This is a genomic window from Metabacillus sp. SLBN-84 (assembly GCF_053629595.1).
Genome location: NZ_JBRJIP010000001.1, coordinates 2,451,938 through 2,476,762 on the forward strand (window position 1 = coordinate 2,451,938; position 24,825 = coordinate 2,476,762).

The 24,825-nt window shown below is 46.1% G+C and carries 23 protein-coding genes; 1 reads left to right on the forward strand and 22 read right to left on the reverse strand.

The genetic code is table 11. From position 1 onward, the window contains the following. Positions 1-595 precede the first annotated feature (595 nt). The 13 genes from ftsY to RKD52_RS12605 form a co-directional block, all read right to left on the reverse strand. Positions 596-1,585: a signal recognition particle-docking protein FtsY gene (gene ftsY / locus RKD52_RS12545; protein ID WP_454099975.1), complete on the reverse strand. Its 990-nt coding sequence runs from the start codon at positions 1,583-1,585 to the stop codon at positions 596-598. A 15-nt stretch (positions 1,586-1,600) separates the two neighbouring features. Continuing rightward, positions 1,601-5,167: a chromosome segregation protein SMC gene (gene smc / locus RKD52_RS12550; protein WP_454099976.1), complete on the reverse strand. Its 3,567-nt coding sequence runs from the start codon at positions 5,165-5,167 to the stop codon at positions 1,601-1,603. A 148-nt stretch (positions 5,168-5,315) separates the two neighbouring features. Then, the gene (gene rnc, locus RKD52_RS12555) at positions 5,316-6,047 is read right to left on the reverse strand and encodes a ribonuclease III (RefSeq protein ID WP_454099977.1); all 732 of its coding nucleotides are present in this window, start codon (positions 6,045-6,047) and stop codon (positions 5,316-5,318) included. A 91-nt stretch (positions 6,048-6,138) separates the two neighbouring features. After that, positions 6,139-6,372, reverse strand: coding sequence for an acyl carrier protein (gene acpP / locus RKD52_RS12560; RefSeq protein WP_029281395.1), 234 nt, complete (start codon positions 6,370-6,372; stop codon positions 6,139-6,141). Between the two features lie 92 nt (positions 6,373-6,464). Next, a complete protein-coding gene (fabG, locus tag RKD52_RS12565) occupies positions 6,465-7,205 on the reverse strand; it encodes a 3-oxoacyl-[acyl-carrier-protein] reductase (protein ID WP_369733036.1) in 741 nt (246 codons plus the stop codon). Next, on the reverse strand, positions 7,202-8,149 hold the full coding sequence (fabD, locus tag RKD52_RS12570; protein WP_454099978.1) for an ACP S-malonyltransferase: 948 nt from the start codon (positions 8,147-8,149) through the stop codon (positions 7,202-7,204). Before fabD ends, fabG begins: the two co-directional genes overlap by 4 nt. 21 nt (positions 8,150-8,170) lie before the next feature. Then, positions 8,171-9,163, reverse strand: a complete 993-nt coding sequence (gene plsX, locus RKD52_RS12575) for a phosphate acyltransferase PlsX (RefSeq protein ID WP_454099979.1) — start codon at positions 9,161-9,163, stop codon at positions 8,171-8,173. Beyond that, entirely contained in the window at positions 9,147-9,746 is a 600-nt protein-coding gene (gene fapR, locus RKD52_RS12580; protein WP_029281403.1) for a transcription factor FapR, read from the reverse strand. The genes plsX and fapR overlap by 17 nt, the downstream gene beginning before the upstream one ends. Positions 9,747-9,853: 107 nt before the next feature. Continuing rightward, positions 9,854-11,908, reverse strand: a complete 2,055-nt coding sequence (gene recG, locus RKD52_RS12585; RefSeq protein ID WP_454099980.1) for an ATP-dependent DNA helicase RecG — start codon at positions 11,906-11,908, stop codon at positions 9,854-9,856. Beyond that, positions 11,895-12,782, reverse strand: coding sequence for an L-serine ammonia-lyase, iron-sulfur-dependent, subunit alpha (gene sdaAA, locus RKD52_RS12590; RefSeq protein ID WP_454099981.1), 888 nt, complete (start codon positions 12,780-12,782; stop codon positions 11,895-11,897). Before sdaAA ends, recG begins: the two co-directional genes overlap by 14 nt. Before the next feature lie 25 nt (positions 12,783-12,807). Continuing rightward, on the reverse strand, positions 12,808-13,470 hold the full coding sequence (gene sdaAB, locus RKD52_RS12595) for an L-serine ammonia-lyase, iron-sulfur-dependent subunit beta (protein ID WP_454099982.1): 663 nt from the start codon (positions 13,468-13,470) through the stop codon (positions 12,808-12,810). Positions 13,471-13,635: 165 nt separating this feature from the next. Next, complete coding sequence (locus RKD52_RS12600) at positions 13,636-15,303, reverse strand: DAK2 domain-containing protein (RefSeq protein ID WP_454099983.1); 1,668 nt, start codon at positions 15,301-15,303, stop codon at positions 13,636-13,638. A 17-nt stretch (positions 15,304-15,320) separates the two neighbouring features. Continuing rightward, positions 15,321-15,683 (reverse strand): Asp23/Gls24 family envelope stress response protein, encoded by a 363-nt coding sequence (locus RKD52_RS12605; protein ID WP_029281411.1) that lies wholly within the window; start codon positions 15,681-15,683, stop codon positions 15,321-15,323. A 279-nt stretch (positions 15,684-15,962) separates the two neighbouring features. Between RKD52_RS12605 and rpmB the strand changes: the two genes are divergently transcribed. Further along, positions 15,963-16,151, forward strand: coding sequence for a 50S ribosomal protein L28 (gene rpmB / locus RKD52_RS12610; protein WP_029281412.1), 189 nt, complete (start codon positions 15,963-15,965; stop codon positions 16,149-16,151). A 100-nt stretch (positions 16,152-16,251) separates the two neighbouring features. Here the strand turns inward: rpmB and spoVM are convergent, their stop codons facing one another. The 9 genes from spoVM to fmt form a co-directional block, all read right to left on the reverse strand. Beyond that, positions 16,252-16,332, reverse strand: coding sequence for a stage V sporulation protein SpoVM (gene spoVM, locus RKD52_RS12615; protein WP_035206513.1), 81 nt, complete (start codon positions 16,330-16,332; stop codon positions 16,252-16,254). Positions 16,333-16,435: 103 nt separating this feature from the next. Beyond that, entirely contained in the window at positions 16,436-17,074 is a 639-nt protein-coding gene (locus RKD52_RS12620) for a thiamine diphosphokinase (protein WP_454099984.1), read from the reverse strand. 72 nt (positions 17,075-17,146) lie between these two features. Beyond that, a complete protein-coding gene (rpe, locus tag RKD52_RS12625) occupies positions 17,147-17,794 on the reverse strand; it encodes a ribulose-phosphate 3-epimerase (RefSeq protein WP_454099985.1) in 648 nt (215 codons plus the stop codon). 2 nt (positions 17,795-17,796) lie between these two features. Further along, entirely contained in the window at positions 17,797-18,681 is an 885-nt protein-coding gene (gene rsgA, locus RKD52_RS12630; protein ID WP_369733027.1) for a ribosome small subunit-dependent GTPase A, read from the reverse strand. Between the two features lie 26 nt (positions 18,682-18,707). Further along, positions 18,708-20,684: a Stk1 family PASTA domain-containing Ser/Thr kinase gene (gene pknB / locus RKD52_RS12635; RefSeq protein WP_454099986.1), complete on the reverse strand. Its 1,977-nt coding sequence runs from the start codon at positions 20,682-20,684 to the stop codon at positions 18,708-18,710. Continuing rightward, positions 20,678-21,439, reverse strand: coding sequence for a Stp1/IreP family PP2C-type Ser/Thr phosphatase (locus tag RKD52_RS12640; RefSeq protein WP_454099987.1), 762 nt, complete (start codon positions 21,437-21,439; stop codon positions 20,678-20,680). Before RKD52_RS12640 ends, pknB begins: the two co-directional genes overlap by 7 nt. A gap of 4 nt (positions 21,440-21,443) precedes the next feature. After that, positions 21,444-22,535 carry a 23S rRNA (adenine(2503)-C(2))-methyltransferase RlmN gene (gene rlmN / locus RKD52_RS12645; protein ID WP_454099988.1) on the reverse strand — a complete coding sequence of 364 codons (1,092 nt, stop codon included), beginning with the start codon at positions 22,533-22,535 and terminating at the stop codon, positions 21,444-21,446. A gap of 2 nt (positions 22,536-22,537) precedes the next feature. Beyond that, the gene (gene rsmB, locus RKD52_RS12650) at positions 22,538-23,881 is read right to left on the reverse strand and encodes a 16S rRNA (cytosine(967)-C(5))-methyltransferase RsmB (protein ID WP_454099989.1); all 1,344 of its coding nucleotides are present in this window, start codon (positions 23,879-23,881) and stop codon (positions 22,538-22,540) included. Next, positions 23,868-24,824, reverse strand: coding sequence for a methionyl-tRNA formyltransferase (gene fmt / locus RKD52_RS12655; protein WP_454099990.1), 957 nt, complete (start codon positions 24,822-24,824; stop codon positions 23,868-23,870). The genes rsmB and fmt overlap by 14 nt, the downstream gene beginning before the upstream one ends. Between the last annotated feature and the right edge of the window lies 1 nt (position 24,825).

Below are 24,825 nucleotides of genomic sequence, written 5' to 3' on the forward strand. Positions count from 1 at the left end.
TCGTTTAGCTCCGGGAGTCAGATAAGAATCCGGCAGAAAAGTCCGGGTTTGACTTTTTTGCCGGATTTGTTCTGGCAGAGGAGATGAGCGATGGAGCTGGACACCAGAAAAGCGGAATCAGCCATTTAGCTCCGATAGACAGATAAGAAATCGACCAGAAAGGCCGGGCTTGCCTTTTTGGGCGATTTTGTTCTGGCAGAGGAGTTGGCTGATGGAGCTCACCACGAAAAGCGGAGCCGACTGTTCAGGCCTGGCAGTCAGATAAGAAATCACCGGAAAAGTCCGGGTTTGACTTTTTCGGTGATTTTGTTCTGACAGAAGGACTAGGAGGCGCAGCTGGACACCAGAAAAGCGGAATCGCCCTGGAAGCTTCCTTAACAGAGACCCTGAATTTTATATTTACTTTCCTCATTAGAAGGTATACTTGAATTTCTTCTTTGTTTACTTGAAAAACCAGTCCCCTTACTTGCCGCTATCCATGGTTTACTTGAAAAATCCCAGCTGACTTCCAAATCCGCTAGCCGCCATCATCTTTTTTTCCCAACAAAAAAACCGCCCCCTTCTTCATCAGAAAAAGAGAGCGGTTTTCATGTTTTTATGCTTCTTCCACAAGATCCGCAAACAGGCCGTAAACGTACTGTTCTGCGTCAAATTCCTGGAGATCGTCCATTTTTTCGCCTAAGCCGACAAGTTTTACAGGGATGCTTAGCTCATTGCGGATGGCAAGGACGATGCCGCCTTTTGCCGTTCCGTCAAGCTTTGTAAGCACGATGCCTGTGACATTTGTCGCCTGGGAGAATTGCTTTGCCTGGACCATGGCATTCTGGCCTGTAGTCGCATCAAGAGCGAGGAGAACCTCGTGCGGAGCACCCGGGATTTCGCGCTCGATGACCCGTTTTACTTTTTCGAGCTCGTTCATGAGATTGACCTTGTTTTGCAGGCGTCCTGCTGTATCGCAGATCAGCACGTCCGTTTTTCTTGCTTTTGCCGCCTGAACAGCATCAAACATGACGGCTGCAGGGTCTGATCCTGCGGATTGCTTAATCACATCCACTCCCGCACGCTCTCCCCATACTTCCAGCTGCTCAATTGCGCCTGCACGGAATGTATCTCCTGCTGCAAGCAGAACTGATTTGCCTTCCTGCTTCAGTCTGTGGGCAAGCTTGCCGATGGAAGTCGTTTTGCCGACTCCGTTTACGCCGACAAACAGAATCACATTAAGGCGCCCTTCCTGAATGTCAAGCTTTGGAGACTCTTCCTCTTCTCCTTCATAAATCTCAACAAGCTTTTCAGAAATCACCGATCTTACATCTTTTGAGTCCTGAATATTCCGGCGCTTTACTTCCATCTTCAGCTCATCTATAAGGTCCATCACTGTCGCTACGCCTACATCCGCGCCAATCAGGACTTCCTCAAGCTCTTCGAAAAACTCTTCATCTACTTTGCGGTAGCGGGCAACGAGGTTATTGACGCGTTCTGAAAATGATACTCTCGTTTTCGTCAGCCCTTCTTTAAACTTTTCCGGTGAAGCATCAGGCTCCTGCTGCTGTGTAAATTTATCTTTTAACTTTTTAAAGAAACTCACTTAAGCTTCATCCTCTCATCTTGATTCGGCAAATTCTTTCGTTTCCTCCAGGCGGACTGAAACCATCTTGGACACGCCTGATTCCTGCATCGTTACGCCGTATAGTACATCTGCATCTTCCATAGTGCCTTTTCTGTGTGTAATCACGATAAACTGTGTATCCTGGCTGAATTTTTTAAGATACTGCGAAAATCTGTGCACATTGGCCTCATCAAGGGCTGCTTCGACCTCATCGAGCACACAGAACGGAACTGGTCTCACCTTTAAAATCGAGAACAGTAGGGCGATGGCTGTAAGAGCCCGCTCTCCGCCGGACAGGAGGCCCAGGTTCTGCAGCTTTTTGCCCGGAGGCTGAGCGACAATATCCACTCCGGTATTCAGCAGATCATCCGGATTTGTAAGCCTGAGCTCCGCCCGGCCTCCTCCAAAAAGAGCCTGAAAAACAGATTCAAAGTGTGACCTGATCTGAGTGAAGGTCGTGTGGAATCTCTTTTTCATTTCTTCATCCATCTCGCCGATTACCTGATGAAGCGTATCTTTTGCCTCCTGAAGGTCGTTGCGCTGGTCTGTCAGGAAATGATAGCGTTCGGACACTCTCTCATATTCATCGATGGCGCCAAGGTTAACAGTGCCCAGTTCTTCAATCGCAAGCTTGATCAGCTTGACCCGTTTTCTCGCTTCTGCAGCATCTGTCTGAAGCTCATACTTTTCTTTTGCCGCTTCAAACGAAAGAAGATACTCTTCGCGAAGATGATTGAGCCTGTTATCAAGCTCCACATCGTAACGGTTCAGCTTCACTTCCTCATCCTTCAGCAGCTCTGACAGCTGTTTGTACTGCCTGTTCAGTTCTTTGACTTCTTTTTCTGCTGTTTCAAGCTGATCCTGAAGCTTCAGACGCTGACTTCTTCTCACAGAGATAAGTTCAATCGTTTTATTTTTATCTTCCCGCTTTTCTTGTGCTGTTTGCTCGAGTTTTTCTTCCCCGGAAAAATCAGAATTCATTTCATCCTGAAGAAATTCCAGGTCTTCCTTTGCTTCGCGGTATTTTTTCTGCTGCGCGAGCAATTCCTGCTCTGTCCGTTCAGCAAGGCCGAGCTGATTTTCAAGCGCCTGCTTTTTGCCGGCCAGCACTACTTTTACATCTGTTATGTCCGACTGAACTTCTTCCTTGGACATTTGCTGACTTGATTTTTTGGCGCTCAGTTCAGCAATAAGCTGATCAAGCTCTCTTTTTTTGCTGTCATCCTTTTCAAGCCGGAGAGTCAGTTCTTCCTTGCGTTTTACCATTCTGGCCTTTTCTTCCTGATATGATTCTTTTTCTGCATCATAAAGGGAAAGATGGCTGTTAACATTTTTCTCCATCATTTCTATCTCTTTCAGGTCTGACCTCACAGCCCCTGTATCCATGCGGAGCTGTTCACCTTTTTCCCTGAGAGATTCAAGGTTCTTTTCACCTTCTGATATGGACAGTTTCAGTGATTTGACCTCTTGTTCAAGCTGACTTGTCTTATCGGACATTTCGCTGAACTGTTTTTCGATTGTTTCGAGTTCACGGCTTCTGCTGAGAAGAGAATTGTTTTTCTGCTTGACTGCGCCGCCCGTCATCGAGCCGCCGGGATTCACAACATCTCCCCCGAGGGTTACAAACCTGAAACGGTAGTTTAAAAGACGCGCCAGTTCGTTTGCTCCCTTGAGATCTTCTGTCACAATGACCGTTCCAAGTAGGTTTAATACCGCTTTCCGGTAAACAGAATCATACTCGGTCAAATCAGAGGCAATTCCTTTAAATGCAGGATGGCTCTGAAGTGTCTGCAGATCATGTGCAGATATGGTCCTTTCCTTCATAACCGTGAGCGGAAGAAATGTTGCCCGTCCAAACGCATGTTTCTTCAAATACGCGATAGCGGTTCTTGCCGCCTGTTCGTTCTCTACGACAACATGCTGGGCTGCGCCGCCGAGAGCAATTTCAATGGCCGTTTCATAGAGTTTATCCGTTGAGATAAGCTCGGCAATGGCACCGTGAATGCCTTCAAGGTCATTCCTGCGTTTCAGGATCTCTTTTACTCCCTGGAAAAATCCTGCATAATCTTCCTGCATGGATTCGAGCATTTCCTTGCGCGATTTCGTCTGCTGCAGATACTGATATGCCTGGTAAAGAGCCGTTTCCCTCTTTTGATAGGCTGCTTTTTTATGCTCAAGGCTTGTCTGGGCGGTTCTGAACGTTTTAATTTGCTCATCCAGATCTGCTTCAAGAAGAGAAAGCCTGGCCTCAAGTTTACGTTTCTTCTCTTCCGTTTCGCTTCTCTCGCTCAAATACTTTTGATTGGCTTCTTTCAGGCGGCCGGTCTTTCTTGCCTGCTGCTCAATCTGCTCATTTATGTATGTGATTTCATTTTTCGCCTGGGCTTCTGCATTTAAAAGGTCAAAGTATTCACTTTTAAGCGATTCAATCTTTTCTTCCATGTTCTGATCAAAGGAGGACAGTAGAGACTGTTTCTGCTGAAGCTGTTCTTTAAGGTCTGCCACTTCAGACTGCAGAGCTTTAAGCGTGCGCGACTGTTCTTCTTTTTCCTTTTCGAGCACATCAATGCGTTCTGATGCTTCTTTGACCGCATGCTGAAGCTGGGATTTGTTCTGGCTTGCGTTTTTTTTCCGTTCTTTCAGAACTTCTTTTCTGCCTTCCAGCTTTTCAAGGTCTTCACTTGCAAGAAGGAGCACCTGCTGAAGATCATTGATGGATTCATCAAGCGCCTGAGCCCGGTCTCTGACCTGCTCAATATCCGCCTCTTTTTTCTGAACGGCGGCATAAAGGCTGCTTTCTTTCCGTTTTCCGTCTTCTACTGCTTTTGAAAGAGCTTCCCATTTGTGGTGAAGTTCCTCAATTTCATAGACGGTCAAAGCTACTTCAAACTGCTCGAGTTCTTCTTTTTTCTCCAAATAGTCTTTCGCGATCGAAGCCTGGATTTTAAGGGGCTCTACCTGCCCTTCAAGCTCATGGAGAATATCCTGGACCCGGTTCAGGTTTTCCTGTGTTTCAGCCAATTTGTATTCGGCTTTTTTCTTTCTCGTTTTATATTTAAGGACGCCTGCTGCTTCTTCAAAGATACTGCGGCGTTCTTCTGCTTTGCTGCTTAAAATTTCTTCTACTTTTCCCTGGCTGATGATTGAAAAAGCTTCTTTTCCGAGCCCGGAATCCATAAAAAGGTCGACAATATCCTTCAGACGGCAAGTCTGATTGTTTATTGAAAACTCACTTTCGCCGGATCTGTACACTCTTCTCGTAACAGAAACCTCATGATAGTCGATCGGCAAAAACTGGTCTCCGTTATCAAGAGTCAGCGTTACTTCCGCCATGTTGACGCCTTTTCTTGAGTCGCTTCCGGCAAATATGATATCTTCCATTTTCGTTCCGCGGAGAGATTTGGCCGACTGTTCTCCAAGCACCCATCTGATGGCATCCGTTATATTGCTTTTCCCGCTGCCGTTTGGTCCGACAACAGCTGTGACACCTTTTACAAAATCGACATTCACGCGTTCAGCGAATGACTTAAATCCTACTATATCCAAACGTTTGAGGAACATTATGGATCCTCCCTACTATTCTATAAAATCATCCATATTCTATCATAATTTCTGCCCGGCAGGTTTAAAAACATATGCAAATGGACCTGCTCCCTGCAGAAAATCGCTGTACATAAAGAGAACCCCCTTGTATTCGGGGGTTTATCCATTAAAGCGGCTTCAGTTTTGTCAAGGCTTCCTGTGCCGCGTGCTGCTCGGCCGCTTTTTTTGATTTTCCGCTGCCTGTTCCAAGGATCTCGCTATTTAACGAAACAGTTGCAACGAACTCTCTGTTGTGGGCAGGTCCTTTTTCCTGAAGAATTTTGTACTCAAGGGATCCTTTGCTGTCCCGCTGGACAAATTCCTGCAGCTGGCTTTTAAAATCCATCACATGAGAAAAAGCACCATCATTTATTTTAGGGAAAACGCATTTTTCGAGGAAATGAACCACAGGCTCAAGACCTGAATCCAGATACAGTGCACCGATAAAGGCTTCAAAAACATCTGCAAGCAATGCAGGTCTTGCTCTTCCGCCTGTCATTTCTTCCCCTTTTCCAAGAAGCACAAGCTTACCGAATGAAAGCTCGTTTGCAAATGCGACAAGGGACGGTTCACAGACGATCGCAGCTCTGACCTTTGTGAGATCTCCTTCGCTCATTGTCGGATATTTCTTGAATAAAAACTGGGAAATCGTCAGTTCAAGTACAGCGTCTCCTAAAAACTCCAGCCGTTCATTGTCTTCATACGGCTTTTTGCGATGCTCATTCACATAGGATGAATGTGTGAAGGCTTGGTACAATAATTTTTCATTTTGAAACGTATGGCCAATTTGCTCCTGAAATTGTTTGAATTCTGCTTTTTTGACAAACGATCTTCTCTCTCTGTAATTCATCTTCGGCATAATAACCTCCATCACTTAAACAACAGCATCTAACTTGATCTTTTCAAAATGGGATAAAGCCCCGCCTTATAACGGGGCTTTATTTGCAACATTACTGTTGACTTTGTATGTAGTTCACAGCGTCGCCCACCGTTGCAATCTTTTCTGCATCTTCATCAGAAATTTCCATGTCGAACTCATCTTCAAGTTCCATAACAAGTTCTACAACATCCAGGGAATCAGCGCCAAGATCGTCCTTGAAAGAAGCTTCCATTTTCACTTCTGCTTCATCAACACCAAGACGGTCAACGATAATTTTCGTTACGCGTTCAAGTACTTCTGCCATAACATTTCACCTCCCCTCAAAGTATTATAGTGTATATCCTTTTAAAAAACTAGCCGAAATCAATGATTGCAGAGCATGTGGAACATGTTTTTTTACATGACCATGCCGCCGTCTACATGAATTGTCTGCCCAGTGATGTAGCTGCTTTTTTCTGAAGCAAGAAACACGGCAGTGTGCGCGATGTCTGAAGCTTCGCCGAATCTTGCAAGAGGGATCTGCTTCAGCATTTCATTTTTCACATCTTCTGTCAGTTTATCCGTCATATCAGTCGTAATAAACCCTGGAGCAATCGCATTCACCGTAATATTCCGTGAAGACAGCTCTTTGGCAGCCGTTTTTGTAAGGCCGATTACACCCGCTTTTGCTGCTACGTAGTTTGCCTGACCCGGATTTCCGCTGACGCCGACAATGGAAGCAATGTTGATGATTCTGCCGTATCGCTGCTTCATCATTTGACGGGTAACAGCTTTTGTCGTGAGGAAAACCCCTTTTAGATTAATGTTAATAACATCATCCCATTCGGAATCTTTCATTCTCATTAAAAGGTTGTCTTTCGTGATGCCGGCATTATTGATTAAAATGTCCAGTCTGCCAAAACGCTCAACCGTTTCTTTTACCATCGCTGATACTGAGTCACTGTCACTGACATCTGCCTGTACAGCAAACGCTTCTCTTCCAAGAGCTTTAATTTCGTCAACGACCTCATTTGCCTTAGCTTCGCTTCCGGCATAGTTGACCGCTACATTTACCCCGTTCCGTGCAAGTTCAAGTGCGATGGCCCGGCCGATGCCTCTTGATGCACCGGTAACGAGTGCTGTTTTACCCTCTGTCATAACTGAACCTCCTTCAGTTTTTGAACGGCTGCTTCAAATGATGCCATGTCTGAAACAGCTATCACTTCTGCACTCCTGTCGATTTTTTTCACAAGACCGGAAAGAACCTTTCCAGGGCCGATTTCTACAAATACCGTTACACCCTGATCAATCATTTCTTTCACTGATTCTTCCCATCTGACAGGTGAATATAATTGTTCAACTAATAAACGCTTAATCTCATTTTTGTCTGCAACAGGCTTGGCGGTTACATTGGCAACAGCAGGAATGGCCGCATCGTTTATCTCAAGTTCCTCTAAAACACCTGCAAATTTTTCAGCAGCAGGCTTCATAAGTTCCGAGTGAAACGGACCGCTTACATCAAGCGGAATAGCGCGTTTGGCACCTTTTTCTTTAGCAAGTGCCGATGCCTTTTCAACGCCTTCTGCTGTCCCCGAGATCACAATCTGGCCCGGGCAGTTTAAATTCGCAAGCTGGACAGAAAATCCTGATGCCGTTACCTCTTCAGTCACGCTTTTCAGGGCTTCCGCTTCCATGCCCATGATTGCAGCCATAGCTCCTATGCCTGCAGGCACGGCTTCATTCATATACTCCCCGCGCTTTCTCACAGCGTAAACCGCATCCTCAAAGGACATCACGCCGCTTGCAACCAAAGCTGAATACTCTCCGAGACTGTGCCCGGCTACATAATCAGGTGAAATACCGCTTTCTCTGAATTTTGACAGGATCGCTGTACTTGCCGTCAGAAGTGCCGGCTGAGCGTTGTACGTAAGTGTCAGTGTTTCCTGCGGCCCTTCAAACATGATTTCTGAAAGCTTCATGCCGAGTTTTTCATCTGCCGCTTCAAAAATGGACCGGGCAGCTTCTGACTGATCATGCACATCTTTCCCCATACCGACAGACTGCGAACCCTGACCGGGAAAAATAAACGCCAATTTACTCATGATAATCTCCCCCTCATGCATTTAGTTATCGGCCGACTTTTCAACTGAGTGTCTAATCGTGCCTGTTACATCGTTGCTGACCATTTCCCGCGCCTGGCGGATGGCGTTATAGACGGCGTTCGGATCTGATGAGCCGTGTGCTTTGATCACCGGCGCTTTTAAACCGAACAGCCCCGCACCGCCATATTCGGAATAATCCAATTTCCCTTTAATGACTTTAAGCTTTGGTTTCAGAACAGCTGCGGCAAGCTTTGACTTAAGATTGCTTGTCAGAGCTGATTTCAGCATTTTGAACACAGAAAGTGCCGTCCCCTCAATGGTTTTGAGGGCAACATTTCCGGTGAAACCGTCTGTTACAACAACATCCGCGATGCCGTCAAGCAAATCCCTTGCCTCTACATTGCCGATAAAATGAAGGTCTGAGCCTTTCAGCAGCTGGTAAGCTGCTTTAGTTAACTCATTTCCCTTCTTTTCTTCCGTGCCGACATTCAGCAGGCCGACACGAGGCTTTTCAATCCCTCTTACTTTGTTTGCATAAATAGAGCCCATAATGGCATATTGCAAAAGCTGCTCAGGTTTGGCATCAGCGTTGGCGCCGACATCAAGCATTAAAAACCCGTTTCCTTCAATGGTTGGCAGCGTAGGAGCAAGTGCAGGCCTTTCAATCCCCTCGATCCGGCCTACAACGAAGAGCCCGGCAGTCATTAAAGCACCGGTGTTTCCGGCGGAAATGCATGCATCCGCCTCCCCTTCCTTGACAGCGTTCGCCATCAGCACCATTGAGGCATCTTTCTTTCTGCGGACGGCTCTTACAGGCTCGTCCGTTGCTTCAATCACCGTATCTGTATGTACGATCGAAATTCGTTCTTGATTTGTCAGATATTCTTTTATTAAAGGCTCTTTGCCGTAAAGTGTTATTTCAATATCGCTGAAAAGAGTGACAGCTTTCATTGCGCCTTCTACGATTGCTTTAGGAGCATTGTCTCCTCCCATTGCATCAATTGCGATCTTCATTGCTGAAACCTGCCTTTTTTGTTGTTTTTGAACGGTACATATCAAACTCTCCTGAAAAGACAAGCTCACTGCCTACATAGCTTGTGACTTCTACCGTTGTTCTGCCTTTTTCTTCATCTGTATGGATGACTTTTGCCTTTGCGACAACTCTTTCTTTTTCCTTTACTTGCCTTGTGAAACGGATATTTGCCTTTGCTGTAAGAGCAAGCTCGTCATCAATGACCGCCACTGCAAGCGAATTGGCCTGGGCGAATAAGTGATGCCCGCGGGCAATTTGATTGCGGCTGAAAACATGCTCTTTTTTCACTTCAAAAATCGATATCGCAGAAGAATCAAGCTCTAGATCAATAATCTCCCCGATCACTTCTTCTAAGGGCAGAGATTTCACTTCATCATCGAGCTGCTTTACTGCCACATGCTTTATCCGTTCTCTTAGCTCAGGAATGGAAAGTTCAAGGCGGTCAAGCCTGACCGTCTGGATACTGACCTGAAATTTATCAGCCAGTTCTTCATCGGTAATAAAGGGTGTATCATTTATTGTCTGCTTCAGCAGAGACTGCCGTTCTTTTTTGGATTTTCTCATTGCACTAACACCGTCCGCACTCTTAAGACTAGGTACTAATAGTAGTATATAAGCAAATAAAGCAGATTGCAAGGACTGATTGCAATCTGCTTCTGTCTCAAAATCTCTTAATCTAATTTTCCGCCGCTTATGATGCCTGATGCGTATACATAGTCACGAAGCTCCCTGTAGTCATCAGATTTCCAGAAAGCATCTGACTGAACAAGCTTTGCCGCATCGTTTCTGGCCGTTTCTAAAGCCCTGTAGTCATGGACCATGTCAGCCACTTTAAATTCCGGCATTCCGCTTTGTTTTCTTCCGAAAAAGTCGCCGGGGCCTCTCAGTTCAAGGTCCTTTTCAGACAGTTCAAAGCCGTCCGCTGTTTCTGTCATGACCCTCATTCTTTCTTTTCCGGTCTCAGATTTCGGATCCGCTAGCAGGATGCAATAGGACTGGGCGCTTCCGCGGCCAACCCGGCCTCTCAGCTGGTGAAGCTGGGACAGACCAAAACGTTCTGCATCATAGATGACCATAACGGTTGCATTTGGAACGTTTACGCCAACTTCTACAACGGTTGTGGAGACGAGAATTTGAACCGCATTCTCACTGAACTCTCTCATCACTTCATCTTTTTCTGCACTCGAAAGTCTTCCATGCATAAGTCCAAGCTTCCACCTGTCTCCGTAATAATGTACAAGCGTGCTGTGGACATCAATGGCATTCTGCACATCAAGCTTATCCGATTCTTCAATAAGCGGACAGATCACATAGGCCTGCCTGCCTTCCATCAGCTCTTTATCGATAAATTTAAGAATACGGTCGAGCATCTCATGCTTGACCCAGTAGGTTTCAATTTTTTTCCGTCCGGCAGGAAGCTCATCAATGACAGACACATCCATTTCGCCAAAGGCTGTAATTGCGAGCGTCCTCGGGATTGGTGTGGCCGTCATAAAGAGCACGTCGGGGTTTTCCCCTTTTTCGCGGAGCACCTTCCGCTGGCCGACCCCAAACCGGTGCTGTTCATCTGTTATCACAAGACCAAGCTTTGAAAATTGAACATCCTCCTGGATCAGCGCATGCGTGCCTACAAGAAACTGGATTTCCCCCGACTCCACCCGGGCAAGCAATTCCCGTCTCTTTTTGCCTTTTACAGAGCTTGTAAGCAGGGCTGCCGTAACGGGGAACCCTGAAAAAATCGCGGTTAATGATTCGGCATGCTGTTCAGCAAGGATCTCTGTCGGAACCATGAGGGCGGCCTGATAGCCGGACAAATAGGCAGCATACATCGCGATAGCCGCTACGACGGTTTTGCCTGAACCTACATCTCCCTGGAGAAGGCGGTTCATTCTGTAAGCCGATTTCATATCCGTCAGAATTTCGTCAATCACCCGCTGCTGTGCATTCGTCAAAGGAAACGGAAGAGACCCGATAAATCCGTCCAGTCTTTCCCCGTCAATCCTGTGGGAAACTCCCTTTGACTGTTCACGCTGAGACTTTCTCAGCGCCTGCATTTTCAGCTGAAATAAGAGAAACTCTTCATACACAAAATACCGCCTTGCATGCTTCAGATCTTCATGTTTAAGAGGGTGATGCATGGTCAGGATGGCTTCTTTTTTTGCGGGAAGCCTGTATGCCTCCATCAGCTGTTCAGGAATGACATTGCGAATCTCCGGACCAAATTGGGTGAGCGCGTGATTGATCAGTTTCCTCATGGTTTTGACCGTCATATTTTCTTTCACGGAGTAGACCGGCTCAATCTCATGTTCTTTTGCATGAGGGCCAAAGACGATTTGATTGGCCGTAATCGTCTGACGATGTTTGTCCCATTTTCCTGTAACCGTAACGACCGAACCGAGTTCAAGTTTCTTTTTATAATAAGGCTGGTTAAAAAAGACAGCGCTGATCAGGTAGTTTCCGACTAAAATTCTTACAGTAAGCCGTGATTTCTTTTTGCCGAAAAAGGCAAGAGAAGGTTCGCTGTGAACCTTCCCTTCGACTGTCACCCGCTCATCATGCTGTACGTCCGCTAAGTCTTTCAGGCGATAATCTTCATAACGATATGGCAAATATTCAATTAAATCCATGACCGTCAGAATGCCCATGCTTCCCAGAACCTCTGCGGATTCAGGACCTACTCCTTTGACCGCACTGACAGGCTGCAGCAGCGGATTAACTGCGTTCATCAAGTGATATCCCAAAGATTTTTGCTTCAAGCTCCCGTCCTGTCGGCGTAGCGGCAAGACCTCCCTGTGCGGTTTCTTTAAGAGATGTCGGCATGGATTGTCCGATTTTGAACATCGCGTCGATGACTTCATCGCAAGGTATGCGGCTTGTGATGCCTGCAAGGGCCATATCGGCGGCAATCATGGCATTTGCAGCACCCATGGCATTTCTTTTTACGCAAGGAACTTCAACCAGTCCCGCAACAGGATCACACACAAGCCCGAGCATATTTTTGAGGGTAATGGCCATTGCTTCTGCAGCCTGGCTTGGAGTCCCTCCGGCGAGCTCAGTTATTGCAGCAGCGGCCATGCCTGATGCTGATCCAACCTCAGCCTGGCATCCGCCGGCCGCGCCTGAAATGGATGCATTGTTTGCGACAACGAATCCAAAAGCACCTGATGTAAACAGGAATTCAATCATTTCCTGCCTGCTCGGGTTTAATTTATTTTTCACAGCAAAAAGAGTCCCCGGAACAACACCGGCAGATCCTGCTGTAGGTGTGGCGCAGATCGTTCCCATTGCTGCATTGACTTCGTTCGTTGCGACCGCCTTGCTGACAGCATCAAGAATATATTCTCCTGAGAGAAAATTGCCTTTCTCGATGTATGCCTTCATGAGAACAGCGTCGCCGCCTGTCAGTCCTGAATGGGATTTGACTCCTGCGAGCCCCTTTTCAACCGCCTGTTCCATGACCGTCAAGTTCTGGTCCATCATTTGAAGAATCTGCTCCCGCGATCTTCCGGTCATCTCCATTTCCTGCTGAATCATAATTTCCGCTATTTTAACGCCTTTGCTTTCTGCAAGTTCGACTAGTTCTGCTACATTGCGAAACATTTTTTTACCCCCAATCGCATCACGGTTAATCTGCTATTTTTGTCACTTGAAGAATATTCGGCAGTGTTTTCAGTTCATCCAGTACCGATCTGTCAATATTCTGGTCAACTTCAATGGTCATCAGCGCAAGCTTACCTTTTTCCTTGCGGGCAACATTCATATGGCCGATATTAATCGCGTATTTTGCAAGCACATTCGCTACAGCTGCAATCGCACCGAAACGGTCATTATGCACCACAAGAATGGCAGGATGGTTGCCTGAGAGCTTAAGCTCAAAACCGTTCAGCTCTGTAATTTCAATTTTCCCTCCGCCGATCGAAATGCCGACAAGCTCCAGCTGGCCATGGTCATCTCCGATAATCACACGGGCTGTATTTGGATGATCTGTAATCGCTTCTTCTTCAGTAAATGTCACTTTCATCCCTTTTTCAGATGCGATGTCAAGCGACGTTTTAATCCGCTCATCAAATGTATCAAAATCAAGCAGGCCGCCGATGATCGCTACATCCGTCCCATGGCCCTTATAGGTTTTTGCAAATGAACCATAGAATGAAATGGCTGCCCATTCAGGTTCTCTTCCAAATAAGCTTCTTGCTACTCTCCCGATTCTTGCAGCCCCTGCTGTATGGGAACTTGAAGGACCAATCATAATCGGTCCGATAATATCAAAAACACTTCTGTATTTCATATGCTCCCCCCTGAACATGCATAGCCTGTTGTCTCATGCTTGCTGTGTGTTTCCTTCATAGTTTATCAGATAAACACAGCTTAAGAAAACGGAATCATCACCGAAATCGCACCCTGATTTTGGACATAAGAAATAGAAGGGGGTCGCCCTTCTATTTCTTCCTGCTTATTCGATTGAAAAAATGTAGGAATAAAGAGGCTGCTCCCCTTTATGGACTTCTACTTCCACATCTTCAAATTTGCTCTCGATATAGGAAACAAGTTCCTTCATTTCATCATCGGCTGCATCGGCGCCCTGAAGGACAGTCAATATTTCGTCGTCTTCTGTCATCATGGAATCAAGAAGTTTTTTGGCAGATGCCAGCTGATTGCGGTCTTTCGTCACAATCTTGCCGTTTGCAATACCCATGAAATCGCCTTTTTCAATATCAAGGCCGTCAATATTTGTATCGCGGACTGCGTACGTAATCTGACCTGTCTTAACCGTTCCAAGTGCATCTTTCATGACTTCTTCGTTGTCCTCAGCTGATGCAGACGGATTAAATGCAAGCAGTGCTGCCATTCCCTGAGGGACGGTTTTAGACGGAATCACGATGACGTTATCATCCACGACAGACGCAGCCTGCTGAGCAGCCATCACGATATTGGAGTTATTCGGCAGAATGATCACTGTTTCAGCATTTACATCTTTAATCGCCTGAACGATGTCTTCTGTGCTCGGGTTCATCGTCTGTCCGCCTTCAATGACAGAGTGTGATCCGATGCTGCGGAACAGCTCGGCAATTCCTTTGCCCATTGTGACAGTCACAATACCGTAAGGCTGTTTTTCTTTCTTTTCAGCGGGCTTTGATGGTGCGTTCCCGCTGTCAAGCAGACTCGTATGCTGCTGGCGCATATTCTCAATCTTCATATTGATCAGGCTGCCATAGTTCTGGGCATATGTCAGAACTTTTCCCGGATACTCTGCGTGAATATGTACTTTTACAATTTCATCATCTGCAATAACCAGAAGGGAATCACCATGTTCACTCAGATCCTGTCTGAACGCATCTTCTTTGAAAGTCTCTTTATCATCTTCAAAGCGCACCATAAATTCCGTGCAGTATCCAAATTCAATATCTTCTGTATTGATGTGGGATGCAACGCTTTTGTGGTGTTCTGCGCTCACAAGGTCCGTCATGGACGCTGCAACTTTGGCAGAAGACACTTTCTCTCCTTTTAGCACGGCAAGAAATCCTTCATATACAAAGACAAGGCCTTGTCCGCCGCTGTCGACAACTCCTACCTCTTTAAGGACTGGAAGCAGGTCAGGGGTTCTTTTGAGGGATGCCTTTGATTCTGCAAATACAGCTTCCATCAATTGATCGATGCTGATCTCAGGATTTGACTCCATTGTATCAACCGCTTTTTTGGCTGAATCTTTTGCTACAGTTAAAATCGTTCCTTCAACGGGCTTCATGACCGCTTTATATGCTGTGTTGACGCCAGCTTGAAGAGCAGCTGCAAATTCTGCTGCTGAAATCGTGCTTTTTGATTCAATTGCTTTTGAGAATCCTCTGAACAGCTGGGAAAGAATAACCCCGGAATTTCCGCGGGCTCCCATCAGCAGGCCTTTTGACAGGGCCGTACCGACTTTGCCGATATGCTCAGATACATGATTTTGAACCTCTTTCGCTCCGGATGTCATCGAAAGGTTCATATTCGTCCCGGTATCTCCGTCCGGAACCGGAAAAACGTTCAGCGCATCGACATAATCTGCATTGTTTGACAGGTGGCCTGCCCCCTGCAAGATCATTTCTGCAAAACGTTTTCCATCTAAAGTTGTAATTGACACGGACTTTTTCCTCCTTACTACGGGTTCGTTACACGAACACTCTGAACAAAAATATTGACTGAATCAACAGCTAGTCCGACTGTTTTATCCAGTGTGTACTTCACTTTCGTTTGAACATTATGTGCCACTTCAGAGATTTTCGTTCCGTAGCTGACGATAATGTACATATCAATATTGATATGATCTTCTTCCTGGCGGACAATAACACCGCGGCTGAAGTTTTCTTTTCTCAGAATTTCAGTGATGCCGTCTTTGATCTGGTTTTTGGATGCCATTCCGACAATGCCATAACAGTCAATGGCTGCACCGCCAGCAACCGTTGCAATGACTTCATTGGATATGTCAATGTGTCCGTACTTTGTTTTCATCTCGATGGACATGATGGTTCCCCCTTTGGAATTGTTCGCATAGGCTAAAGCTATTTTACTATATACAGGCGATTTTTAAAAGTTATTCTGCGGCACAGCTTTAAGGACCTCTTACCCTATAGTATTATTCAGCATGAAATATTCATGTATGTCAAGGAAAAATTCTTGAAAGCAAAAGCAAGAAGTATTGCATTCAGAAAGGAGTTGTGATAAATTATTAAAGTATCTCATGACAAACAAGACTAGTAATGTTTGAATTGGAAAGGTTTTTTGCAGTTAGGAGGGAATACGATGGCACGTAAATGCGTAATCACTGGTAGAAAAACACGTTCTGGAAACTCACGTTCTCACGCAATGAACGCTTCAAAACGTACTTGGGGTGCTAACCTTCAAAAAGTACGCATCTTAGTAGACGGCAAACCAAAACGCGTATATGTATCTGCTCGCGCTTTGAAATCCGGTAAAGTTGAGCGTGTATAATCAAAAGTTCTGCTTTTGATTCCCATAAGGGAACATATAAAAAAAGCACCGCTATGGCGGTGCTTTTTTTATAGTTTCAAAACCTCGTATCCGCTCTTCATTAATCCTTCTTCATCGACCCAAGCATTGCCCTGATAATGCCCCCTAAAAACTTCGGTAACTTGATTGTATAAAATTTCATACTTTCCCTCCTCAGCCATTCGTTCAGTTTGCTGCTGGGGCGAAGCCCATCATGTGAGAAACCGGTTATGCCCAGGTTATGTGGTTAACCTTCATGTTTGAAGTTATTCATCAGTACTTCTTACCATCATTAATATGCCGCTGCTGAATGAAAAAGTACCGGATGGACGAATAAGTTCATTACTAATACATAGTGTCGATCCAAGCTTTATATGACAGCCTGAAAGCGCATATTTAAAACCCTCGAGTGTAATATCCCTTACTTCCAGGCTCACGGGCAGAAACGAGATATAAGGAAATCTGCTCTCAGAATGCACGCTGCGGGTGCCGGGGAGGAAAACAGACAGCTGATTTTTACGGTCAATAATTTCGATGTTCGTTTCCGGATAACGTGCCAGAAGCTGTGTGTTTGCAAGAAAGTGGTCAAGCCTGCCGCCAGTCGAGCCGAAGAGGATGATGGCTTCAGGGTTCATTTTCACCGCCCATTCCAGGGCAATCTCAGTGTCTGTCTGGTCCTTTTCCGCAGGAAAAAGATCCAGATGCACAGCCGACCTGTTCAGCGTGTTAAGCTCTTTTTCTGTCACAGAATCAAAGTCTCCAAACGCTCTGTCCGGTATAATGCCCGCCTGCTGCAGATAGATCACTCCCCTGTCAACGCCAATCCAGACTGCATCTTCCGTTTGATAATCCTTTAATGAAGGAATATACGTTTCAGGACCTCCTGCGACAATGTGAATCTTCACTGATAACCACTCCTGTTTACATAATAATGTTATGGTATAAGTCTAAAAAAAGAGAACCGCTTTTGGCGGTTCTTATGCGTTTCTTATTTGATCAATCGCCCGTTTGCGGTCACTCTGGTTATAAACAGCTGAGCCGGCAACCAAAACGTTCGCTCCTGCTTCCATGCACAATCTTGCTGTTTCTGAGTTTACTCCGCCGTCTACTTCAATCTCTGTTTGAAGGCCACGTTCTTTTACCATGTCAGCCACTTCTTTTATTTTAGGAAGAACAGCATGGATAAAAGACTGCCCGCCAAACCCGGGATTCACTGTCATCAGCAGGACGAGATCCACATCATCAATCACATGCTTGATCATATCAGCAGGTGTATGAGGATTCAGCACAACACCTGCTTTTACGCCTTCTGATTTAATTAGCTGAATTGTGCGGTGCAGGTGAGGGCATGCTTCAGCGTGCACAGAAATAATGTCCGCACCCGCTTTTGCAAATGCCGGGATGTATGCATCCGGATTTTCAATCATCAAATGCACATCAAGCGGCAGCTTTGTCACAGGTCTGATCGCTTCCACAATCAGCGGGCCGATCGTGATATTCGGGACAAAATGGCCATCCATCACATCAACATGAATATAATCCGCTCCGCCTCTTTCAACATCCTCAATTTCCGCTCCAAGCTTTGAAAAGTCTGCTGAAAGGATGGAAGGTGCAATTTTAATCATGATCAGTACCTCGGCTTTCTGTCTTTAATTTCTTCTATAAAACTTAAATAATGTTCATATCTGTATGCAGGAATACTGCCATTCTCAACAGCTTCCTTCACGGCGCATTTCGGTTCTGAAATGTGCGTGCATGCTCTGAATTTGCAGTTTCCGCTCACATTGCGCATCTCAGGGAAACAGTAGGAAAGGTCTTCTGTTTCTATGTTCATAAACTCAAGTGAACTGAAACCAGGGGTATCAGCGACAAGGCCGGTTCCGACCTGGATGAGCTCCACGTGGCGGGTTGTATGTTTTCCCCTGCCCAAATGAGACGAAATGCCGCTCGTCTTCAGTGAAAGTTCAGGGCGCAGCACATTCAGCAGCGAAGATTTTCCGACACCGGACTGTCCGGCAAAAACGGATATCCTTCCGTTCAGAAGCGGACGCAGTTCAGTAATTCCGTCTTCCTCGAGAGTAGAAGTGAGCATTACCTCATACCCGATTTTTCTGTAATCCGCTGCATATTCTTCAATTTCCTGACGCTGTTTTTCATCCTTGATCAAATCCATTTTGCTGATGCAGATGACAGGTTCAATGTCATTGGATTCAATCAGAACGAGAAAACGGTCAAGCAGAACAGGGCTGAAATCAGGCTCAACTGCTGAAAACACTAAAATAGCCTGATCAACGTTGGCAATCGGGGGGCGGACAAGCTCATTTTTTCTCTCGAGCACTTCCTGAATTGTGCCTTCACGTTCATTTTCGTAATCATACACGACTTCATCGCCGACAAGCGGGGTGATTTTGTTTTTTCTGAATACCCCGCGGCCGCGGCACTGGATGGTCCGGTCACCGTCAAGACAATAGTAAAACCCGCTTAACGCTTTGATAATTTTGCCTTTAGGCATACATTTCCTCCTTGGTGATTCACGTATTACTCATATGGAATGGTTTCGGTTTTCTCAACGCGGTTGTCAACCGTTACCATGTAATAGGCTCTTCCACCGGGTTCGATTGCGAATTCAATTTCTCTGGTAGCGTTCTCTGTAATGGTGAACACGTCAAAATCATCAGATACAGACCGCTCGGCATCATCGATGTTGATCTTCACTTCCGCCGGCTGCCCTGCAAGCTCTTCCGGATACGGAATTTCAATCACCCGCTTGACTTTTTTGGCAGGCTTTTCTTCCGGCCCAAGGGAAACAGTGGCCTCAATGGTGTCGCCCGGAAGCACTTTTACTGACGGCTCAGGAGAATGGGAAATGACCTCTCCTTTCGGCACTGTGTCAGAAAAGACATCCTTCCTCACAAGCTGGAGCTGATTCTCTTCGATATAGGCATTCAGCGCTTCTTCTGAATAGCCTCTTAAGTTCTTTAGTTCAAATTCCTCCGGTCCGGCACTTACAGTCAGCACGAGTTCATCTTCGCTTGGAATCACCATGTCACCCGGTTCAGGATCCTGCTCTAAAATCGTTCCCGCTGCTGCTTCATTAAATTCTTCTTCTACCGTGATTTTTTCAAATCCTTTACGTTCAAGAAGCTCCCGGACTCTTGTAATGTCTCTGTCCACATAATCATCAAGCTCGACTTTCTCTTTGCCTGAGCTCTGATAGATGATAATGCTGTCCCCTTCCTTTGCCATTCTGCCTGCTTCAGGTTTTGTTCTGACGACATCCCCTTCCGGAATTTCATCATCGGCAATCAGGATGGGGTCATCCACTTCAAATTTTTCCGAGACAAGCTTCTCAACCGCATCCTGATACTTCATCCCTGTCAGATCAGGAACTTCCACATCTTTTGGCATCATCAGGGCCGGCACAACGGTGACAGCGGCAACTCCTGCTGCAAGAAGGATCAAAAAGAGGCTGATCAGGATGACTCCCGCTTTGCTTTTTTTCTTTTTCTCTTCTTTTTTCTTTTTTTCTTTCTTTACCGGCGCATGTTTTACAGCCGTTTCTTCTGCCGACGGTTCAGGCGCACGAACAAGCGTATCACCGGTTTTTTCGAACATATCTGAATCCGTGATAATCGGAATCGCTTTTGTTGCCTCTGTATCTTCCGGTATGACAAACTTTTCTTCATGAAGCCGTTCCGGATTTAAAGCGGTTGAAAGATCGGCTTCCATCTCTTCAGCAGACTCATACCGGTGGAACGTGTCCTTTGCCATTGCTTTTAAAATAATGTTTTCAACACTTTGGGGAACCGTTGCATTCCAGCGCTTGGCAGAAGGCGTTTCAGACTGCAGGTGCTTCAGCGCAATGGAAATGGCCGATTCTCCGTCAAACGGCAGTCTTCCGGTCAAAAGTTCAAAGAGCACAATGCCAAGTGAATAGATATCTGATTTTTTATTGGCCATTCCTCCCCTTGCCTGTTCAGGCGAAAGGTAATGGACAGATCCAAGGACAGAATTTGTCTGGGTAATCGTGGTCGAGCTAAGCGCCATTGCAATCCCGAAATCCGTTACTTTCACATTGCCATGAGGATCGATCAGGATGTTATGAGGCTTGATATCCCGGTGGACAATGTGGTTTTCGTGGGCGTGTGCAATGGCTGATACGATTTGCTCCATGATATTGAGAGCTTCTCTCGGGTGCAGGGGAGCATACTGCTGTATGTATTGCTTCAGTGTGTTGCCTTCCACATACTCCATAACAATATAGTAGATGCCGTCTTCTTCTCCAACATCAAAAATGCTGACAATATTCGGGTGGGCAAGGCTTGTTGCGGACTGTGCCTCACGCCTGAACCGTTTGATGAATTCATCGTCGTTTGAAAAATCGAACCTGAGAACTTTCATTGCAACATCTCGGTCTAAAATCATGTCCCGCGCCAAATATACGTTAGCCATTCCTCCGCCGCCAATCACGCGGAGTATTTTATATCTGCCGCTTAACCGCTTGCCGATCAGCACGCCTCATCACCCTCTTTGATTTCAGACGGCTGTTTGACGATGACGAGTGAAATGTTATCCTCTCCCCCGTTATCATTGGCCTTTCTGATCAGTTCCTGAGCAATGTTCTGAAGCGAACCGCCGGATGAAAGCAGATCCTTAAGCTCCTCTTCGCCTACTTTGTTCGACAGGCCGTCTGAACATAATAGAAGAAGATCAGATTCTTCAAGACAAATAGAGGTCATGTCAAGTTCCACATGTTCTTCTGTTCCTAAAGCCCTTACAAGAACATTTTTGCGCGGATGATGCTCGGCATCTTCTCTTGATATTTGTCCGGATCTCACCAATTCATTGACAAGCGAGTGGTCTTCTGTAATTTGTTTAAATCCGCTGCCGTTGCAGAGATAGCCGCGGCTGTCGCCAATATGGCCGACAGTTGCAAAAGCTTCTGTACAAATTGCCGCCACAACGGTCGTGCCCATTCCGCTGCAGTCAGGATGTGTTTTTGCATGCTGCAGCAAGGTCAGATTCACCTTTGCCACATGATCCGAAAGCCAGCCTGAGGCGAGATCCGGGGAGGATATGCCCGAGGCATACTCCCACATCTCTTTTAATGCAGCAATCGTCATCTGGCTTGCTACATCACCTGCTAAATGGCCGCCCATTCCGTCGGCCACGACGGCTAAAACATCACCGTCTTTATTTTGAAAAACACCAACGCTGTCTTCATTGTGCTGTCTCACTTTTCCCCTGTCTGTTGCGATAACGGTTTCCATGAAGTCACCTCGTCTCCTCTTTGCGCTCCTTCGCTCTCAGCTGACCGCATGCTGCATCGATATCATGACCCTGTTCGCGTCTTGTCGTTACATTAATGCCGCGCTTTTTCAATGTTTTCTCAAAAAGATCAATCTGTTCTTTCGGAGTTCTTACATAATCGCGCTCAGGCACATAGTTCACGGGAATCAGGTTTACATGGCACTTCAGATGCTTAATAAGCGCTGCGAGCTCTTCAGCGTGTTCTACCCCATCATTCACTCCGCCGAACAGCCCGTACTCGAAGCTGACGCGTCGTCCTGTTTTGTTCACATAATACTCAATAGCTTCCATCAGCTCAGGGAGCTTATATGCTCTGTTGATCGGCATTAAGCGGCTTCTGAGTTCTGTATTCGGTGCATGCAGCGATACAGCAAAGTTAATCTGCAGCTGTTCGTCCGCAAATTTGTAGATTTTCGGGATGATTCCGCTTGTAGATACAGTAATATGGCGTGCACCAATGTTCAAACCGTCGTCATGATTGATGATTTTAAGGAATCCCATCATTTCATCATAGTTATCAAACGGTTCTCCGATACCCATGATGACGACATGGCTTACCCTCTCTCCAAGTTCATCAAGCGCCTTTTGTACTTTTACGACCTGTGCAACGATTTCTCCTGCTTCGAGGTTGCGTTTTAAACCGCCAAGGGTTGAAGCACAGAACGTACAGCCGATCCGGCAGCCGACCTGTGTTGTTACGCATACTGAATTGCCGTATTCATGGCGCATGAGAACCGTTTCAATGGAATAGCCGTCGTGCAGCTCGAATAAGAACTTCATCGTGCCGTCGCTTGATGTCTGCTGAATGATCGTTTTAAGCGTGGTAAGCGTAAAGTTCTCCTCAAGTTTTGTTCTGAGCGGCTTTGAAAGGTTTGACATCTCTTCAAATGATGCAGCCCGTTTAATATAAAGCCAGTCAAAGATCTGAGCAGCCCTGAAGGGCTTTTCTCCGTTTTCCGTCAGCCAGTTTTTTATTTCTCCCAGTTCGAGAGAATAAATGGAAGGTTTTTTGTTTTCTTCGATGACTGTTTTCTTTGTGCGTTTTACCTCTTCCATTTTTACACCTTCTTTCTTAAGCTTGCTATATAAAATCCGTCTGTTCCAAAATAGTGGGGCAGAATCTGGACTTGCCCTCCGTCTGCATACGGCTTTGCAGCCTCCGGCAGCCGGTCAGCCATTGCTGAATCAAGTTCAAATTCACTGTGTTCTGCTAGAAATTTGTCAACAACCTGCCCGTTTTCTTCGCTGTCAATTGTACATGTACTATAGACTAGTGTACCACCTTTTTTAAGTAAAGGCGCGGCAGATGACAGAATTTCCAGCTGAATTTGCGACAGTCTTTTCACGTCCTCGGCTGATTTCGTGTATTTAATGTCAGGCTTTCGTCTGACAACCCCAAGTCCTGAGCATGGGGCATCGACCAGTATTTTGTCAAACTGTTCGTTTTTAAAGCGCTCATGCACTTTTCTGCTGTCCATTGCTTCAGTCTTAATGTTTGTAAGGCCGAGTCTTTCCGCCTGTTCAGTGATCAGGCTGACTTTATGCGTATGGAGATCAAGAGAGTAAACAGTTCCTGTGTTCTCAAGAATCTCCGCTATATGGGTTGATTTTCCGCCTGGAGCTGCGCATGCATCAAGAACAGCATCTCCTTTTTCAGGGGCAAGCGTTCTTGCAACCAGCATTGAACTTTCATCCTGAATCGTAAACCTGCCTTCTTTAAATTCTTCCGTCTGCACAAGACTGCCTTTCAGACTTTTAATGGCATCAGCAGTCAGATCGCCCTCTTCAATTTGAAAACCTTTTGCTAAAAGCCGCTCCATTAACTCCCCGCGGGTGTTTTTCATTAGATTGACACGGGCCGATACACTTGGCGGCGTCAATGTGGCTTCGCACATTTTTTTCGCATCATTCGCCCCAAGCTGGCTGATCCAGCGCTTCACAAGCCAAAGAGGAAAGCTTGTCTCGACAGCGATGCGCTCAGCCTCATCTTTTATTTCAGCAGTGGAAGGCAGCCCCTGCCGCTGAATGGACCTTAAGATGCCATTGACAAAGGATGCAATGCCCTTGTGGCCCCTGTGTTTTGCGATTTCAACGGCCTCGTGAAAAACAGCTCGCTCCGGCACTCTGTCAAGATACACCATCTGGTACACGGAAAGCCTTAAAAGGTTTTGCACCCACTGCTCTGTTTTTTTGGCATTTTTAATAAAAGGCGCAAGATAAAAATCCAGCGTATCCCTGCGCTGAAGCGTACCGTAAACGATTTCTGTAAGCAGAGGGATATCGATCTCTTTTACTCCATGCTTTTTGATCATGGAGTTTAATAGGAGATGGCTGTACGCCTGATTTTTTTCAATCATGAGCAGCGTTTCAAGAGCCGTTTCACGGACATTATTTTTCTTCATGGCTCTCTCCCAACTTGTCTCCTGCCTGGATTTGGGCGCCCCTGAGGAAGTCTTCGCCGTTCATTTTTTTCTTCCCTGACGGCTGAAGTTCTGTGATCTTGATGGCTGTCGTATTTCCTGTCGAGACGACGATTCCATCTGAATCAATTCCGATGACGGTTCCCGGCTGTGCGGTATGAATGCTTCCCGTCATTTTTTCTCCCCACCAGATTTTCACAACCTGGCCATTAAGGTAGGTATAAGCAACAGGCCACGGGTTTAAGCCTCTGATATGGTTATAAATGTCTTCACCGGACTTCGTCCAGTCAATGATTTCCTGTTCCCGTTTAATATTTGAAGCGAATGTCGCTTTTTCGTGATCCTGTTTCTGAGGGGTAAGCTTGCCTTCAAGAAGAGGAGGCATCGTTTCAGAAAGAAGATCAGCTCCTGCAGCACTTAATTTATCGTGCAGAGTTCCTACGTGATCCCGTTCATCAATCTCCACTTCAGCCTGGGTAAGAATATCGCCGGCATCCAGCTTTTCAGCCATATACATAATGGTAATGCCCGTTTTCTTTTTCCCCTGAAGGATGGAATAATGAATCGGAGCCCCGCCTCTCAGCTCAGGAAGCAGCGAGGCATGGACATTAATGCAGCCGTGCTTTGGCGCTTCCAACAGTTCATTCGGAAGAATTTGCCCGAAAGCGGCAGTTACTACGAGATCAGGCTGCAAAGCGAGCACTTTTTCAAGTTCTTTTTTATCTCTGATTTTTTCAGGCTGCAGAACGGGTATATTCTGCTTTTCAGCTTCCACCTTAACAGGCGGAGGCGTAAGAGTTTTCTTTCTGCCTTTTGGACGGTCCGGCTGGGTGACAACCCCGACCACATTGTACCCCTCATTTATAAGTCTTTTTAGCACAGGAACCGAAAAGTCAGGAGTTCCCATAAATACAATTCGTGTCATG

Excerpts from the sequence above, each read along its gene's own strand:
- smc (WP_454099976.1), bottom strand. The coding sequence starts at position 5,167 with ATGTTCCTCAAACGTTTGGATATAGTAGGATTTAAGTCATTCGCTGAA.
- rnc (WP_454099977.1), bottom strand. The coding sequence starts at position 6,047 with ATGCCGAAGATGAATTACAGAGAGAGAAGATCGTTTGTCAAAAAAGCA.
- acpP (WP_029281395.1), bottom strand. The coding sequence starts at position 6,372 with ATGGCAGAAGTACTTGAACGCGTAACGAAAATTATCGTTGACCGTCTT.
- fabG (WP_369733036.1), bottom strand. The coding sequence starts at position 7,205 with ATGACAGAGGGTAAAACAGCACTCGTTACCGGTGCATCAAGAGGCATC.
- fabD (WP_454099978.1), bottom strand. The coding sequence starts at position 8,149 with ATGAGTAAATTGGCGTTTATTTTTCCCGGTCAGGGTTCGCAGTCTGTC.
- plsX (WP_454099979.1), bottom strand. The coding sequence starts at position 9,163 with ATGAAGATCGCAATTGATGCAATGGGAGGAGACAATGCTCCTAAAGCA.
- fapR (WP_029281403.1), bottom strand. The coding sequence starts at position 9,746 with ATGAGAAAATCCAAAAAAGAACGGCAGTCTCTGCTGAAGCAGACAATA.
- recG (WP_454099980.1), bottom strand. The coding sequence starts at position 11,908 with ATGAACGCAGTTAATCCGCTGCTGCAGCCTGTCAGTGCGGTCAAAGGA.
- sdaAA (WP_454099981.1), bottom strand. The coding sequence starts at position 12,782 with ATGTTTCGCAATGTAGCAGAACTAGTCGAACTTGCAGAAAGCAAAGGC.
- sdaAB (WP_454099982.1), bottom strand. The coding sequence starts at position 13,470 with ATGAAATACAGAAGTGTTTTTGATATTATCGGACCGATTATGATTGGT.
- RKD52_RS12605 (WP_029281411.1), bottom strand. The coding sequence starts at position 15,683 with ATGTCCATCGAGATGAAAACAAAGTACGGACACATTGACATATCCAAT.
- rpmB (WP_029281412.1), top strand. The coding sequence starts at position 15,963 with ATGGCACGTAAATGCGTAATCACTGGTAGAAAAACACGTTCTGGAAAC.
- spoVM (WP_035206513.1), bottom strand. The coding sequence starts at position 16,332 with ATGAAATTTTATACAATCAAGTTACCGAAGTTTTTAGGGGGCATTATC.
- rpe (WP_454099985.1), bottom strand. The coding sequence starts at position 17,794 with ATGATTAAAATTGCACCTTCCATCCTTTCAGCAGACTTTTCAAAGCTT.
- rsgA (WP_369733027.1), bottom strand. The coding sequence starts at position 18,681 with ATGCCTAAAGGCAAAATTATCAAAGCGTTAAGCGGGTTTTACTATTGT.
- RKD52_RS12640 (WP_454099987.1), bottom strand. The coding sequence starts at position 21,439 with ATGGAAACCGTTATCGCAACAGACAGGGGAAAAGTGAGACAGCACAAT.
- rlmN (WP_454099988.1), bottom strand. The coding sequence starts at position 22,535 with ATGGAAGAGGTAAAACGCACAAAGAAAACAGTCATCGAAGAAAACAAA.
- rsmB (WP_454099989.1), bottom strand. The coding sequence starts at position 23,881 with ATGAAGAAAAATAATGTCCGTGAAACGGCTCTTGAAACGCTGCTCATG.
- fmt (WP_454099990.1), bottom strand. The coding sequence starts at position 24,824 with ATGACACGAATTGTATTTATGGGAACTCCTGACTTTTCGGTTCCTGTG.